Origin of the sequence: Caulobacter sp. FWC2, from assembly GCF_002742625.1 — a bacterium.
Taxonomy (GTDB): Bacteria; Pseudomonadota; Alphaproteobacteria; order Caulobacterales; family Caulobacteraceae; genus Caulobacter.
Window position 1 is genome coordinate 490350 of record NZ_PEBF01000001.1, and the last position, 15392, is coordinate 505741.

11 protein-coding genes and 1 tRNA gene are annotated in these 15392 nt (G+C 67.9%); 9 read left to right on the top strand and 3 right to left on the bottom strand.

The window, feature by feature from the left end:
- Positions 1–6: 6 nt before the first annotated feature.
- From CSW62_RS02455 to CSW62_RS02480, 6 genes are read left to right on the top strand one after another with little or no spacing between them, the layout of a single operon-like run.
- A complete protein-coding gene (locus tag CSW62_RS02455; protein ID WP_099575623.1) occupies positions 7–759 on the top strand; it encodes an ABC transporter ATP-binding protein in 753 nt (250 codons plus the stop codon).
- Positions 756–1670 (top strand): class I SAM-dependent methyltransferase, encoded by a 915-nt coding sequence (locus CSW62_RS02460; RefSeq protein ID WP_099575624.1) that lies wholly within the window; start codon positions 756–758, stop codon positions 1668–1670. Before CSW62_RS02455 ends, CSW62_RS02460 begins: the two co-directional genes overlap by 4 nt.
- Complete coding sequence (locus tag CSW62_RS02465; RefSeq protein ID WP_099575625.1) at positions 1667–4135, top strand: glycoside hydrolase family 99-like domain-containing protein; 2469 nt, start codon at positions 1667–1669, stop codon at positions 4133–4135. The genes CSW62_RS02460 and CSW62_RS02465 overlap by 4 nt, the downstream gene beginning before the upstream one ends.
- On the top strand, positions 4132–5358 hold the full coding sequence (locus tag CSW62_RS02470) for a DUF563 domain-containing protein (protein ID WP_099575626.1): 1227 nt from the start codon (positions 4132–4134) through the stop codon (positions 5356–5358). The genes CSW62_RS02465 and CSW62_RS02470 overlap by 4 nt, the downstream gene beginning before the upstream one ends.
- Before the next feature lie 4 nt (positions 5359–5362).
- Positions 5363–6538, top strand: a complete 1176-nt coding sequence (locus CSW62_RS02475) for a DUF563 domain-containing protein (protein WP_099575627.1) — start codon at positions 5363–5365, stop codon at positions 6536–6538.
- Positions 6535–7617, top strand: a complete 1083-nt coding sequence (locus CSW62_RS02480; RefSeq protein WP_233206594.1) for an esterase-like activity of phytase family protein — start codon at positions 6535–6537, stop codon at positions 7615–7617. The genes CSW62_RS02475 and CSW62_RS02480 overlap by 4 nt, the downstream gene beginning before the upstream one ends.
- A 36-nt stretch (positions 7618–7653) precedes the next feature.
- On the opposite strand, the gene CSW62_RS02485 is transcribed toward CSW62_RS02480, so the two are convergent.
- Positions 7654–8922 carry a dicarboxylate/amino acid:cation symporter gene (locus CSW62_RS02485; protein WP_199170701.1) on the bottom strand — a complete coding sequence of 423 codons (1269 nt, stop codon included), beginning with the start codon at positions 8920–8922 and terminating at the stop codon, positions 7654–7656.
- A 102-nt stretch (positions 8923–9024) separates the two neighbouring features.
- Between CSW62_RS02485 and CSW62_RS02490 the strand changes: the two genes are divergently transcribed.
- Positions 9025–9101 (top strand) — tRNA-Arg (locus CSW62_RS02490).
- Between the two features lie 210 nt (positions 9102–9311).
- Here CSW62_RS02490 and CSW62_RS02495 read toward each other — a convergent pair.
- The gene (locus CSW62_RS02495) at positions 9312–10535 is read right to left on the bottom strand and encodes a histidine-type phosphatase (RefSeq protein WP_099575629.1); all 1224 of its coding nucleotides are present in this window, start codon (positions 10533–10535) and stop codon (positions 9312–9314) included.
- 95 nt (positions 10536–10630) lie between these two features.
- Positions 10631–13435 (bottom strand): TonB-dependent receptor, encoded by a 2805-nt coding sequence (locus CSW62_RS02500; RefSeq protein WP_099575630.1) that lies wholly within the window; start codon positions 13433–13435, stop codon positions 10631–10633.
- 180 nt (positions 13436–13615) lie between these two features.
- On the opposite strand from CSW62_RS02500, the gene CSW62_RS02505 reads away from it, so the two are divergent.
- Together CSW62_RS02505 and CSW62_RS02510 are read left to right on the top strand one after the other, a co-directional pair.
- Complete coding sequence (locus tag CSW62_RS02505) at positions 13616–14377, top strand: DeoR/GlpR family DNA-binding transcription regulator (protein WP_099575631.1); 762 nt, start codon at positions 13616–13618, stop codon at positions 14375–14377.
- Positions 14378–14387: 10 nt separating this feature from the next.
- Positions 14388–15239, top strand: a complete 852-nt coding sequence (locus CSW62_RS02510; protein WP_099575632.1) for an endonuclease/exonuclease/phosphatase family protein — start codon at positions 14388–14390, stop codon at positions 15237–15239.
- The last annotated feature ends 153 nt before the right edge of the window (positions 15240–15392 follow it).

Here is a 15392-nt window from a genome sequence, read left to right on the forward strand (position 1 = left end):
ACGGCGATGACGCATCAGATCAAGCTGACGAACGTCGATCTCGACTATTTCGTCTACAGCCTGCGCTCGCAGTCGCTGCGCAGCGCCGTGTTCAACCTCGCGGTCGGCGGCAAGATGTATAAGGCCGCCGGCGACGTCGCCGCGGTCAAGGCTCTGCACGACATCAATCTCGACATCGTCGAGGGCGACCGTATCGCCCTGGTCGGCCACAACGGCTCGGGCAAGACTACCCTGCTCAAGGTCATCGCCGGCATCTATTCGCCGACGCGGGGCGAGCTGTCGATCGACGGCGACATCACCTCGATGATCGCCATCAACGCCGGTATCGACATGGAGGCCACCGGCCTTCGCAACATCCACAAGCTGGGCCTGATGCGCCGGCTGCCGCGCAAGGTCATCGACAGCCGCGTCGACGCGATCGCCGAGTTCTCGGGCCTGGGCGACTTTCTGCATCTGCCGGTCCGCACCTATTCGGCCGGCATGCTGGCGCGCCTGATGTTCACGGTGGCGACCGAGTTCGAGGCCGACATCCTGGTGCTGGACGAGTGGCTCAGCGCCGGCGACGCCGCCTTCGTGCAGAAGGCCGCCGACCGCATGCAGCGCATGGTCGAGGACGCCAAGATCGTCGTCCTGGCCACCCATGACCACGACCTGGTCCGCCGGGTCTGCAACCGGGTCTGCGAGCTGCAGGCCGGCAAGATCGTCTTCCTCGGCTCAACCGAGGACTGGCTCGTCCACCGTGAGACCACTGCCGCATGACCCCCCGTCTTCTCGCCCACCAGGATCTTCGCGGCCTCGCGCCCGAGGTCTGGCTGGCGCGCCTGAAGCGCTCGGTCGTCGAGCGCGTCCAAAGCGGTCTCACCTATCCCGACTTCCCGTCGGCCGAGATCCAGCGCCAGTTTGTCGGCTCGGCCTATGAGGACGCCCTGGACGAGGCCGGCAAGTTCTACGCCTTCGCCCAGGAGGCCATGGCCGACCGCGCCTACAAGGGCTCGACGGGGCAGGGCTATCTGGACTTCGGCTGCGGCTGGGGCCGGATCGGTCGGTTCTTCCTGCGCGACTTCGACGCCAAGGACATGGTCGGGGTCGATATCGATCCGGACATGGTCGCCTTCTGCGCCGGGGCCGATCTGCCGGGCCGCTTCGAGGCCATCGCCAATGGCCAGCCGCTGCCGTTCGCGGACGGAACGTTCCGACTGGTCACCGCCTATTCGGTGTTCACCCACCTGCCGCCGCATCTGTTCCGCGCCTGGCTGGCCGAGCTGCTGCGCGTTCTGGCCCCCGGCGGACAGCTGGTGTTCACGGTCGAGCCGCCGCGCTTCCTGGACATGGTCGAGGCCATCGCGCCCGACGCCGAAAACGCCTGGATGGCGGCCTTGTCGATCTACAAGGAACAGCTGCCCAAGCTGCGCGCCGACCTCGCCAGCGAGGGCATCTGCTACCTGGCCTCGGGCGGCGGCGACTATCGCGAGCCTGACGTCTATGGCGAGGCGGTGGTGACGACGAAGTTCGTGGCCAAGGAAGCCGCCCCGCACGGCGGCGAAGTGGTGCGCTATGTCGATGATCCGGCCCAGTTCTGGCAGGCGGCGGTGGTGATCCGCAAACGCGACCCGAACGCGCCGAAGGGGTTCCTGGCGCGGACGATCGCGCGGTTGACGGGCAAGGCATGAGCACGCTGCCGCCTAAGGTGATGTCGGGCGGCCTCAAGCCCGGCCGCGACGTCACGGTCCAGGGCCTCGACGCCCAGGGCCGGACGATCCTGGCGGCGGCCGGCGGTGATCCGCAGATGGTCTGGACCCCGACCCGCGAGCAACGCGCGGGCTTACGCGCGGCCAAGGCCGTGCGGATCGACCTCAAGCTCGAAGCGACCGAAGGCGAGCTGGTCGGGCCGGCGCTGTATGCCGACTGGGGCGACGGCTTTTCCGAGGATTCCTACACGCGACTGAAGGCCGGGCCGGACGGCTGGTTCGCCTCGCTGCCGGCGCGCAGCTTCCAGCTGATCGGCGTGCGCCTTGACCCGTCCGAAGGCGCGTGTCGGTTCACCGTGTCCGACTTCAAGGTTACGCGCATCGGCGACCTGGGCAAGGATCCGCGCGGCCTGAAGGGCGCGGCGATCCAGGCGGTCAAGCCGTTGCTGGGCCCGTTGCGCAAGCCGGCCGGCGCGCTCTGGCGTCGCGGCCGGGCGGCGCTGCAGGGCTCGCGAGCGCCCTGCGTCGGCGGCGACGCCGGACCGGTGCAGGCGACCTACGCTCACGCGATCGCGGTGTCGAAGAACCTGCGCAGCCCACACTTCGCCGCCCCGATCGCCGCGCCGATCACCTTGCCGGCCGACGCGCCGAGGGTGGTGGCCTTCTATCTCCCGCAATTTCATCCGTTCCCGGAGAATGATGTCTGGTGGGGCAAGGGCTTCACCGAGTGGACCAACGTCTCCAAGGCCCAGCCCCAGTTCCTGGGCCACTACCAGCCGCGCCTGCCGGCCGATCTGGGCTTCTACGACCTGCGTCAGCGCGAGGTGCTGGCCCAGCAGATCGAGCTGGCCAAGGGCGCGGGCGTCTCGGCCTTCTGCTTCCACTACTACTGGTTCGCCGGCAAACGCCTGCTGGAACGGCCGATCGAGCTCTATCTGGCTGATCCGACCCTGGACCTGCCGTTCGCCCTCTGCTGGGCCAACGAGAACTGGACGCGGCGCTGGGACGGCGACGAGAGCGACGTGCTCATGGGCCAGGACCACTCGCCCGAGGACGACCGCGCCGTGTTCGAGGACATGGCCCGCTACATCCGCGACCCGCGCTACCTGAAGGTCGGCGGCAAGCCGGTGCTGGTGCTGTACCGCCCCGAGATCCTGCCGGACTCCAGGGCCACCACCGACCGCTGGCGCGCGCAGGCGCTAGCCATGGGCCTTGGCGAGCTGCACCTGTTGTGCACCACGGCCTTCGGCTTCCAGGACTATGCGTCGCACGGTTTCGACGGGATCATCGACTTCCCGCCCCACGCCATCGTCGAGGGCGAGATCACGCGCTCGGTCACGCCGCTGCACGCCAACTTCACCGGCAAGGTCTATGACTATCCCACCGTTGTGCAGTCCAAGCTGGACGAGCTGGCGGCGGTTCCGAACGCCTTCGTGCCGGGCGTCATGCCGGGCTGGGACAACCAAGCCCGCAAGCCGTGGGCCGGCCACGCCTTCCACAACGCCGATCCGGAAAGTTACCTGACCTGGCTGTCGGGCGCGTTGAAGCACGCGGAGGCCAAGCATCCGGCCGGCCAGGCGATGGTCTTCGTCAACGCCTGGAACGAGTGGGGGGAGGGCGCCTATCTCGAGCCCGACCGCTGGTTCGGCCACGGCTATCTGCACGCCACCCGCACGGCGCTGGCCGCCTATGCGCCACGCCTGACGGACGCCCATCCGCTGGTCGCGGCGGCTCAAGCCGGCTTCGTCAAGCGCGCCGAGGCGGTGACCCTGCTGCATCTCTTCTACCCGGAACTGATCGACTGGTTCGCCGAGCGCCTGGCCGCCACGACCGGGGTGCTGGACCTGATGATCACCGTGCCGGAGACCTGGGACGAGGCAAATCTGGCGCGGGCTCGTGAGGCGTTCCCAGCCGCGCACCTGGCCATCGCCGAGAACCGCGGCCGCGACATCCGGCCGTTCGTCGAGACCCTGCGTCGCGCCAAGGCTCTGGGCTATTCGGTGTTTTGCAAGCTGCACTCCAAGCGCTCGCCGCACCGCGCCAAGGGCGACCAGTGGCGGGCCGAGCTGGTCGATGGCCTGCTGGGCGGTGAGGCTGCGGCCCTGGCCTTGCGCGCCTTCGCCCAGGATCCTCAGCTAGGCCTGTTGGCCTCGTCGGAAGCGCGAATGCGGATCGGCGATCCGGACGTGATGGACAACAATCGCGTGGCCGTCGAGCGTCTGACCGCACGCATGGGCCTGAAGCCCCGGCCCGAGACGCCGTTCGCGGCCGGCTCGATGTTCTGGGGACGGACCGAGGCCTTCGCGCCGCTGTCCGACCTGACCGACGCCGAGATCGGCTTCGAGCCGGAGCTGGGCCGGGTGGACGGCACCACGGCCCACGCGATCGAGCGCCTGACCGCCGCCATCGTCGCCCGCGCCGGCTATCGCGCGAGCTTCGAACTGTGAGCAAGCTGGTCCGTCTCGCGCGCCAGGTGAAGCGTAAGCTGAAGGCCATGGTCCCCGAGCCGCGGCCGGCCCCGGGCGTGCCGCTGGCGGTGGTCGAGGAGCGGGCGGTCCTGACCCGCGTCGACGCCCCCATGGCCGGCCCGGCCGGCGTGATCGGTCCCGTCTTCGAACAGTCCGTGCTCGACGACCCCGAAGCCCGCGCACGGCTGGAAGGCAAGAGCGGCGGCGTCGATGCGCCCGCCTGGGCCGACGGTGTTGGCGGCGTCCTGCGCTCGGCCGTGGACCTCGTCCGCGTCGCGGACGTCTGGCACGCACCGGCCTTCGGCGCCGTATTCGATCAGGCCGGACAGGTCTTCAAGAGCTCGGTGCACGAAGCCCTCTACCTCACGCCGACCCTGGCGGCCCTGCCGCACACGCGTCGCGAGGGCGAGACCACGGTGTTCGTCCCGCCGGCGGACGCGCCGACCCTTCCGAGGGCCACGGTATTCATGGCCTGGGGAGGCCTGCACAACTATGGCCACTTCCTGATCGACTGCCTGCCGGCCCTGTTGGCGGCGGAGCAGGCCGGCGCGTTGGCCAGCCATCCGCCCGTCGCCCCGCCGTTGCTGCCCTGGCAGGCCGAACTTCTGGCCCTGCTGGGCCTGACGCCGGCCGTGATCGACGCACCGGTCGCGCGCCTAGGCGAGGCGGTGTTCACGACGCCGATGGATCACTTCCTGCACGCGCCCGGCCCGCCGCTGGACGCCGTGCGCGAGCGCGTCCTGGCCGCCTCGGCGATCACGGATGACCCGGCCGCTCCCAAGCGCCTCTACATCAGCCGCCTGGGCTCGCTGAAGCGGGTGCTGGTCAACGAGGCCGAGTTGGAGGCCGCCCTGGAAGCGCGAGGCTTTACGGTCGTGCGCCCAGAGACCTTGTCGGTCCGCGACCAAATCGCTCTCTTCCACCGCGCGGAGACCATCGTCGCCCCGGCCGGCGCGGCCCTGGCCAATGTGCTTTTCTGCAAGCCCGGCGCGACGCTGATCGAGATCGAGCCCAGCAACTTCACCGGCGTCTGGGTGCGCAACATCGCCCTGTTGGCCGGCGTCGACTGGCGGGGCTTCTTCGCGCCGTCGCCGCTCAGCGAGACCGAAATCCTGATGGAGGGCGAGCTTCGTCCGGCCTCGGAATTCCGCTGGCGGCTGGACCTGCCCGGGTTCCTGGCCTTCCTCGACGGCGCGTTCTAGGTCCATGGCCGCCTTCGTCGACATCTCGGCCGCCGACCGGGTCTCGATGGCGGAGGCGCTGAGCGGGGTTCACCGCGCCGCGCGCGTCAAGTTGATGGGCTCGAGCGGCCCGATCCCGCCGCGCCCGATGCTCTGGCCCTGCGCCGGCGACCTTCTGAACGCCATGCACGACCTGGACGGCCTGGTCGCGCCCGAGATCGACCTGCTGGTCGCGCACAGTGTTGTCGCTGGCGGCACCGGCGCGCACCTGAAGCTGGACGGACAGCTCGTCTATGCTGAGGGGCCATATCCCTTCTACATCCGCCACTGGTACGAGAACGACATCACGCGGGAGGCTTGGGACTTCCAGGCAAGGCCGCGCATCCGCCTCGACCGGGCCTTCGTGATCAGCCACTTCAACTATGTCTGGGGTCACTGGCTGACCGAGATGTATCCGAAGCTCTTCCTGATCCGCGCCCTCAATGCGGCCGGGATCACCGCCCCGCTGGTGCTGCCGTCGACCGCGCCGGGCTATGTCGCGCGGATCGTGCGCTCGATGCTGCCGGACCAGGAGATCGTCACCTACGACCATCGCGACGAGGCGGTCGAGATCGGCGCGGTCCTGCTGCCGCACATGCTGCACAAGGACTACCAGTTCCACGACTTCCTGCGTTGGGGGCTGGAGCGCGAGGTGCTGGCCTGGCCGCGCGCCGGCGCGATCGACAAGATCTTCGTCAGCCGGGGCGGGGTGCGTACGCCGCAATCGTTCCGCGAGATGGAGAACGAAGCCGAGATCGAGGCGGTCGCCCAGGACTTGGGCCTCACCCTGTTGCGGCCTGAAACCATCCCATGGGAGGAACAGGCCCGGATCTTTTCCCGCGCGCGGGTCGTGGCCGGCGAATTCGGCTCGGGCCTGCACAATGCTTTGCTGTCGCCGGAGGGCTGCCAGGTGGTGTCACTGAACTGGCTGGTCGAGGTGCAGTCGCGGATCGGCAACTTCCGCCGCCACGACATCGGCTACATCCTGCCCGCCGACGGCCGGGCGCGGCTGCACAGCATCGAGGCCCAGGCGCAGCCGTTCTCGATCGACCCCGACGCGTTCCGTCGCAAGCTGACGATCGCCGTCGAGCGCGCCGACGCCCAGCGGCCGATGGCGGGCTGGGACGACGCGCCAATGGCCATAGGGGAGCTGTTGCTGTGAAAGCTCTGCTGCTGGCCGTTCTGCTGGTCGCGACCCCGGCGATGGCCGTGCCGCGCGTGTCGCTGCTCAAGGCCTGCGAGACGCCGAAGGGGATCGAAGTCCAGGGCGGCGGCTATGGCGGTATCTCGGGCATCGACTACGATCCGCGCACCAGGCTCTGGGCCTTCATCAGCGACGACAAGTCCGAGCACGGCCCGTCGCATTTCTTCCTGGGCAAGCTCGACGCGCGGCCGGGCCAAGCCTGTGGCCCCGCACTGACGGCGATGGTCCCGCTGCGTCGCGAGGACGGCCTGACCTTTCCCGATCGCAAGGCCGGGACCGAGGCCGCGGACGGCGAGGCGATTCGCTTCGACCCGCTGAACGCGGAGCTCGTCTGGTCGACCGAAGGCGACTTCGACCACGGCTATCCGCCGGCCATCCGTCGCGTGAAGGCGGATGGGACGCCCGTCGCGCGGCAGGTCGTCCCCGACGCCCTGACCTTCCACGACGGCGGCAAGACCGGCGCGCGCAAGAACGCCACGACCGAAGGGATCAGCTGGTCCGCCGACGGACGATCCCTTTGGGTGTCGATGGAGTGGCCCCTGGTTCAGGACGGGCCAATCCCCTCGGTGGCCGAGGGCGGGCTGACCCGACTGAGCCGTCTGGATCGCGCGGGCAAGCTGGTGGCGCAGTACGCCTATCGCATTGACCCGGTGCAGGTCGCTTCGCCCGTGGGTGTCGGCGACAACGGGGTCAGCGAGATCCTGGCCCTGGACGATCATCGCCTGCTGGTGCTGGAGCGCTCGGGGATCAAGCAGGCCGATGGCCGCTACAGCTACCACGTCCGGCTCTACCTGGCCGACGTGGGCAAGGCTGAGGACGTGTCGAAGGTCGAAAGCCTGCTGGCGACGCCGGTTCGGCCGGTGGAGAAGCGGCTGCTGCTGAACTTCGACAGCCTCGGGATCCGGATCGACAACCTTGAGGCCATGGCCTGGGGACCGCGCCAGGCGGACGGCGCGCGGACGCTGGTGCTGGCCTCGGACGACAACTACGACGCCAAGCAGATCAACCAGATCCTGGTCCTGCGCTTTGAACGCTGAGGCGCCCAAGAGCCCCGCATGACCCTGGCGTGGCGATCAGGGCGCGGCGGCTCCCGGAGCCGCGCTTTCGCCGTGCAGGACCTGCCTGAGACGGTCCCGATCCAGGGCGCCTTCCCACCGCGCGACGACTAGGGTCGCCACCCCGTTGCCGACCAGATTGGTCAGGGCCCGGCACTCGCTCATGAAGCGGTCGACGCCGACCAGCACGGCCAGCGCCGCGATCGGGATATCGGGCACGACCGCCAGGGTCGCGGCCAGGGTGATGAAGCCCGCGCCCGTCACGCCGCTGGCGCCCTTCGAGGTCAGCATCGCCACACCCAGCAGGGCCAGCTCCTGGCCCATGGTGATATGGGTGTTGGTCGCCTGGGCCAGGAACAGGGTGGCGAGGGTCATGTAAATGTTGGTGCCGTCCAGATTGAAGCTGTAGCCGGTCGGAATGACTAGGCCGACCACCGAGCGGCGGGCTCCGGCGTTCTCCAGCTTCAGCATCATCTGCGGCAGCACGCTCTCCGACGAGCTTGTGCCCAGCACGATCAGCAGCTCTTCGCGGATATAGGCCAGGAAGCGCAGGATCGAGAAGCCGCACGCCCACGCGATCAGGCCCAGCACCACCAGCACGAACAGCAGCGAGGTGATGTAGAAAGTCGCCACCAGCGCGCCCAGCTGGATCAGCGCGCCAATCCCGTACTTGCCGATCGTGAAGCCCATGGCCCCGAACGCGCCCAGCGGCGCCAGGCGCACCACCACCTGGATGATGCCGAAGAACAGCTTGGCGGCGTCTTCCAGCACATTGGCGACCTTGTCGCCGAAGTCGCCCAGCCGCGTGCAGGCGAACCCCGTGAGGATGGCGATCAGCAGCACCTGCAGCAGGTTGCCTTCGGAGAACGCCCCGAAGAAGGTGTCCGGGATCAGGTGCAGCAGATAGGCGACCAGGCCCTCGCCGTGCTTGGCCTTCTCCAGATAGCCGGCGGCGATCGACGGATCGAGCGTCTTGGGGTCGATGTTGAAGCCGGCGCCGGGCTTCAGGGTGCGGCCGACCAGCAGGCCCAGCACAAGCGCGAAGGTCGAGACCACCTCGAAATAGAGCAGGGCCTTAACCCCCACCCGGCCGAACGCCTTGATGTCGCCCATCCGCGCGATGCCGCCAGCCACGGTGCAGAAGATCACCGGCGCGATCACCAGCTTGATCAGCTTGATGAAGCCGTCGCCCAGCGGTTTCACCGCTATCCCGACCTTAGGCCACAGCGCGCCGACCAGTATGCCGAGCGCGATGGCGATCAGAACCTGGACATAGATCGATTTCAGATGCCGCACCGCGTTCGTCCCCCGGAAGCTCCGCCCAAGCCGTGCGGACAGGCTTCGCACGCCCGCCATCTTGCGCTATTGACCCTGCGCCTCGCACGCAGAGGCCCAGTAGCTCAGCAGGATAGAGCAGCGCTTTCCTAAAGCGAAGGTCGGGGGTTCGAGTCCCTCCTGGGCCGCCAGTGGCCGTGTGTCGTTGCAACTTAACGCTGGCCTGACCCAAGTTGCAGCGACACGAACTTGCCGCCCTTTTCAATTTCAATAGGTTGCGCGGCCAGCGTTAAGTTGGCCCCACACGGCCGCCATAGAGAGGCAGGATGCGGGAAGCCGAAATTCGTTTCCAAGCAGTACGCGGTTCCTCTCAAGTCGACAGCATTATAAATTCAATAATATCAATTGCTTAGCTCTATGCTTCGAGGCTGGTCGGCAGTGAGGCGGCGGCGGAATTCTTCCAGCGGGATGGCGTTGCGTTCGTGGCCGGGTACGGCGATCACGGGCCTCGAAACGCGGGCGCCCAGCCGTCTCAATGTCTTTGGCGACTGGGTCTGGTAGTAGACGCGAACCGATCGGTTTCCCGCGTCGTCCACGAGGCTCATGAACATGAGCGCGCCGCCGGGCGGAACGTCGCCCGTGGCGTAACCGGGTGCGTCGAGCGTGGCGCCGAGCGCCGCCGCCATGGCCGTGACATTGGTGTCGTGGCCCATGAAAACGTCGACGCCGCCGGCTCCCGGCGCATCGAAGGCCTCGAGCACCCGCTTGCTCAGCGGGCCGGCCTGGCGCGCCGTCATGTAGGGCGAGCGCGTGAAGACGTCGAACAGCGCGGCGTGCAGCGCGCCCAGGCGCTTCAGGGCGCTGGGCTTGATGGCGCGCCAGCGCTTGTGGGCGGGCGACAGCCCCTCGACATATTGCAGGAGCAGCACCTGCGCTGTGCCGGAAGCGTCGCGCACCGGACCGGTCAGGTCTATCCCGCTTCCGTCCGCCGACGGGGTCACGGTGGAGGCGCGGCGGGGCGAGCAGGGCTTGGCCGCGCCGCAGTCCAGCACCTGGTCCAGTTCGTCGAGCGCCGGCTTTAGGCGCGCGGCCACGCGATCGACCCCGCCCGTATAGGCCTGGATCGAGGCGATGGCGGCGGCCGGATCGAACGGGGCGACGCCCGCGCGCAGAGGCTCGAACAGCGGATCGACTTCGCCTTGCGGGCGATGGCCGACACGGGTTCCGCATCCGGGCGTCAGGCCCTGGGCGAAGGCCTCGCCGCTGGCGATCGTGCGCTGGGCGGTGTTGGTCCAGATCCGCACCTGGCCCTCGGCGGGGCATCCTCGCGCGGGCAGGACCCCCAGGTCGGCAAGCCAGCGGCGGTCCGAGCGTCCCAGGATCTCGAGCGCCTTGGCACCGCGCGCCGTCAGGTGCTCGGGCGGAACCGGCCAGGTCGGCCAGGGGGCGCCGGTCTGGGTGTCCAGCGGCGCCTCGCCGATGATCGGCGCGCGCACGCCGTGGCGCATGATGATGACGACGCGCTCCACGCGCGGAGAGGCGGCCTGGCTGGCGTTGGCGCAGGCCAGGGCCGCGCAGGCGAGCAGAACTTGCGCCATCAGGCGGCGGGAGCGAAGGCCGAGCATGGGCAATCCTCTGCGGGGTCTGGTCCAAATGCAGCGATGCGCTCCTCGCGGGAGGAGCGCATCGCGTCTTCGTAGCGCCGGGGACCGTGGCGCCGTCAGAAGCTCTTCTTGAGCGTCAGCAGCGTGGTCCGGCCGGAGTCGACGACGTCCGACAGGGCCAGGCTGTCTTTGCCGATGTGCGACCAGTAGCTGTAGTTTTTCAGCAGGTTGGAGACCGAGAGGTCGAGCTTGAAGCCGTTGTCGAACGCATAGCCAACGTGCAGGTCGACGCGACGCATCGGGCGGACCCACAGGTTGTCCCACTCGCCGGGCTGATCCAGCACGTCATAGCCGGCCACGTAGGCGCCCGTGTAACGGTACATCACGTCGAAGCTGAAGCCGCCCTTCTGGTAGAACAGCTGGGCGTTGGCTAGCCAGTCGGGCGCGTTCTGGATGCGGTTGTCGACGCCGTCGCCCAGGTCGACGCTGGTCCACTGCCGGGTGACGTTGACGCCGGCGCCGAAGCCGCTGAGCAGGCCCGGCAGGTCCGAGAACTTCTGGCGCAGCTGCATTTCCAGGCCGTACACGTCGCCATTCCCGCCATTGGTCGGCTGGCTGATCGTGGTCTTGCCCTCGGCGTAGGTGTCGGTGTTCACCGAGCTGGAGCCGTTGTCGTACATGTAGTCCGACAGGCGCTTGTAGAAGCCGCCGAGCATGGCGTAGCCGCCCTTGCTGTTGCTCCACTCGCCCGACAGGTCGAGGTTGATCGCCTTGATCGGCTTCAGGTCAGGATTGCCCCGGGAGATCGAGACGCTGCCGTCGTCGCTGATCGAGCGGCGCTCGCCGCCGGCCAGCTGGATGAAGGCCGGGCGGGTGTACGAGGTCCAGACCGAGCCGCGATAGACGGCCGCGTCGTCGGGGCGCCAGGTCACGAACACGCTGGGCAGCACTTCATTATATTCGGTGTTGCTCTTGGCCCAATCGCCCGTCTGCTCGCCGGCGCTGGTGGTGGGGATCGCCCAATAGGTATTGTCGATCTTGCTGTGCTCGTAGCGCAGGCCCGGCGAAACCTCGACATCGCCGAACTGATAGTCGGCGACGGCGTAGATCGAGGCCACGGCCTCGTCGCCCTTCTGGGTGTTGCAGTTGTAGTTGTTGATCGCGTTGGAGCCGCAGGTGTCGAACGAGGCGGCGGTCTTGTACTTGTAGAAGTACTCGAACAGCTTCTCCTGGCTGACCTTCGGCACCCGCCACTCGTACTTACCCGGGAACACCGCGTCGTAGTAGCTGGTGGAGAGGCCGAGGCTCTGCCAGGTCAGGCCGCCCTGGCCGATCAGGTTGGCGAAGTGATCGTTCGTCCAGTCGCGGTTGGTCACCCGACGGTGGCTGTCGGCATATTTGCCGCCCAGCTTGATCCACTGCAGGGCGCCGCCCTCGAACACGCGCTTGGCGTCGAACTTGAAGCCGTACTTCTGCTGGCCGCTGTATTGCTCGGTCAGTTGGCCCGCGCGCCGCGCCAGCAGGGCGGTGTTGGCGTTGTTCAGATCGTCGTAGATCGTGGAGGTGAACAGCGGATAGGGCAGGTTGTCGGCATAGCCGATCGACAAGCCTCCAAGGGGACGATTGGAGCCGCTGTTGTACTTGTCGCTCTGGTTGATCCGCGCCGAGGCTTCGATGTGGTTCGGACGGTCGTTGGCGCCTTCGCTGTAGAAGACCTGGGGCGAGAGCGTCCAGGCGCCCAGCGTCTTGTCGAAGCCCGCCTGCAGGGTGGCCAGATCGGCCTCCTCGGGGTTGGTTTCGTACCAGACGCGGGTGGAGATGGCGTCGACGCTGAGAGCGTAGCGGCCGCTGCCGGCAACTGCCTCCTTGTAGCTCTTGCTGGTGCTGACGAACTGGCTGAGCGTCGAGTTCTGCTGGGTCTTGGCGTAGGCGTAGGAGCCGCGCAGATAGGCGTCCAGCGTGGCGTCCGGGCGCCAGTTCAGGGTGAAGTTGCCGCCCCAGCGCTCGGTGTAGCCGTTCGAGACGCCGAAGTTCACGCCCGTCTGGGTGATGTTCTTCTCGGGATTCAGGCCCGGATAGCTGGCGCCGGCAGCGTTGCGAACCAGGTAGCTCCAGCCGCCGTCGTTCTGGGCGGCCATGACGCCGGCCATCTCGCTGTTGGCGTAGTTCCGCTTGTCGTAGAAGGCGCTGGCATAGAGGCCGAAGCTGTTGTCCGGGCCGAATTTCTTGGCCAGTTCGGCCGACAGGCCGCCGCCCAGGCCCTTGTCGCCATAGTCGCGCGCGCGGCTTTCGACCCGGCCCGAGGCGGTGATCGAACCCGAGAAATCGTCGTGGAAGTCGAAGGCCGAGGGGGTGCGGAAGTCGACGGTGCCGCCGATGGCGTCGCCGTCCATGTCGGCGGTCGAGGTCTTGTTCAGCACGATCGTGTGCAGGCCCGAGGGCGGCATCAGGCTCAGCTGGACCTGGCGGCTGTAGGGCATGCCCTGCGCCACGGTCACGCCGTTGATCATATTGACGTTGAACTCGGCGTTCAGGCCGCGGATCGAGACGAACATGCCTTCGCCGCGCGAGGCGCCGTCGATGCCGCCGAAGAACGACGAGCCGGTGTTCATCACGTTGACGCTGGGCATCATGCCGAGGGCTTCGGCGACGTTGTGGACGGCCGTGTGTTCGAGATCTTCCGCCGACAGCACCGCGATCGCGTTCGCAGCGCGCATCTGCGTCTTGGCCGCGTCATTGCGCTTGGCGACGATCACGAGGGAGTCGATCGTGTCGGTCGGCTCGGCCGACGGCGCGGCCGCCTCGGCGTGGACTCCGCTCGCTCCGGCCAGGCCAAAGACCCCCGCCAACAGCGCCGCCTTGATCGACTTGCCTGCTTGCCCGCGCGGACGCTTGGCGCCCTCGCCAATCCACTCTTTCATGACCACACCCCTGACTTGGTTCGCTGTTCGCGACGGCGCGGCTCATAAGGGGCGGTTGAGACAGGGATGTGACATTTGTGCGCTATTTGTCACTCGTTCACACTTCGGCCTCGACAAAAGTCACATCATATCATCAGAATTACCACAAACGGTGTGCGAGCCGGCGACAGGGGGAATGGCATGCTCAGGCGTCAGGATCGTCAGCGCGAAATACTCCGCAAGCTGAAGCCCGGTGAAAGCCGGGCTATCGGTCGACTGGCCCAGGAGCTGGAAGTCTCCGAGGAGACGATCCGCCGCGAATTGCGGGTGCTCGAGGCGCGGGGCGCGGTGGTCTGGACGCACGGCGCGGTGCAGCTGGCGGCCGTCTCCAGCGAAGGGCCGCACGATCGGCGCATGCAGGAGAACCTGGCGGAGAAAACCCGTATCGCTACGGCTGCAGCGCCGTTCGTTCGAGATGGCGACACCCTGTTCATCGACGCAGGCACCACGGCCTGTTACGTGGCGCGCGCGCTGGCCGGCGTGCGCCGCGAACTGAAGGTGATCACCAATTCGCTGGTCGTCGCCCAGACCCTGGGCGGGCGCGACGGCAATAGCCTGTTCCTGGCCGGCGGCGAGCTGGACTACGACTACAAGGCTTTTTCCGACCACGTCGCCCAGGCCTATGTGTCCCAGTTCACGCCGCATCTGGCGATCCTGACCGTCGGCGGCGTCCATGCCGATCACGGCCTGACAGATCGGCACGCCCGCGAGGCGGCCATCAGCCGGATCGTTTACGAGCGCGCCGACCGGGTGCTGCTGGCCGCCGATCACACGAAGTTCGGTCGCCTTGGCCTCATCCGGACGGCCTCTGCGGAGGCGGTCGACATCCTGGTGACCGACAAGCCGCTGGATGCGCCGTTCGCCGAAGCCTTCCGTCGCGCGACCGTCGTCATCGCGGCCTAAGGAGGCCGCCATGCTCCGGAATATCTTGAAAGTCGCTCTGGCCGCCCTCGTCGCGATGGCTGTCCTTCCGGTCGCCGCGCAGGCCGCGCCGCCCTCGTTCTGGGTGATGAGCTACAACATCCGCTACGACAATCCTGACGACCGGCCCGATTGGCGCGCCCGTCTGGGGCCGATGGCGCGGCAGATCAGCTTCTTCTCGCCGGACATTCTGGGCCTGCAGGAAGCGCTGGCGCCGATGGTGGCGGACCTGTCAGCGGCGCTGCCGGACTACGCGCACTACGGCGTCGGGCGCGACGATGGCGACAAGGCTGGCGAAACCACGACCATCTTCTATCGCAGCGCCCGGTTCGAGCGACTGCTGGCGCAGACCCGGTGGTGCTCGCCGACGCCCGAGCGGCCGGGCAAGGCGTATGACGCGGCGCTGCCGCGAACCTATGCGCGGGTCGTGTTGCGCGATCGCGCCAGCGGCGTGCTGCTGGACGTGCGCAACGCCCATCTCGATCATGTGGGCGCGGAGTCGCGGCGGCTCTGCGCCCAGCAGATACGCGACCAGGCTGCCTGGCCCGGCGCGCGTCTGGTCGTGCTCGGCGATTTCAACAGCGCGCCTGGCGAGCCGCCGCACGAGGGCCTGACATCCGGCGTCGGCGGGCTGCGGGATGCGCGCGATGCGAGTCCCGTGGTCTTTGGGCCAGCGGGCACCTTCAACGACTTCTCGCCGGGCGTCCCGCCGACGGGACCTATCGACTACGTCTTCGTCGACCGCGCCTTGCGGGTTCTGCGCTTCGCCACCCTGACCGATACGGATGGCGGCCAGGCTATCTCTGACCATTTCCCGATCATCGCCCAGATCACCGCGCCCTGACGCATTGGTCCAGCCCAGGGCGCGCATAGGGGCGCTGTGGAATTGGCGGACGCCGATGTCCGCATTGGGAAACGAAACCCGCTCCTCTGTCGGCGCGACCTATCGGCGGGGCAGCAGGGCCTTGCAGAGGCTGTTGATGAGCGCTTCCGTCAT

Coding starts and splice junctions, on each gene's coding strand:
- CSW62_RS02455 (WP_099575623.1), top strand. CDS start 7: ATGACGCATCAGATCAAGCTGACGAACGTCGATCTCGACTATTTCGTC.
- CSW62_RS02460 (WP_099575624.1), top strand. CDS start 756: ATGACCCCCCGTCTTCTCGCCCACCAGGATCTTCGCGGCCTCGCGCCC.
- CSW62_RS02465 (WP_099575625.1), top strand. CDS start 1,667: ATGAGCACGCTGCCGCCTAAGGTGATGTCGGGCGGCCTCAAGCCCGGC.
- CSW62_RS02475 (WP_099575627.1), top strand. CDS start 5,363: ATGGCCGCCTTCGTCGACATCTCGGCCGCCGACCGGGTCTCGATGGCG.
- CSW62_RS02495 (WP_099575629.1), bottom strand. CDS start 10,535: ATGCTCGGCCTTCGCTCCCGCCGCCTGATGGCGCAAGTTCTGCTCGCC.
- CSW62_RS02500 (WP_099575630.1), bottom strand. CDS start 13,435: ATGAAAGAGTGGATTGGCGAGGGCGCCAAGCGTCCGCGCGGGCAAGCA.
- CSW62_RS02505 (WP_099575631.1), top strand. CDS start 13,616: ATGCTCAGGCGTCAGGATCGTCAGCGCGAAATACTCCGCAAGCTGAAG.
- CSW62_RS02510 (WP_099575632.1), top strand. CDS start 14,388: ATGCTCCGGAATATCTTGAAAGTCGCTCTGGCCGCCCTCGTCGCGATG.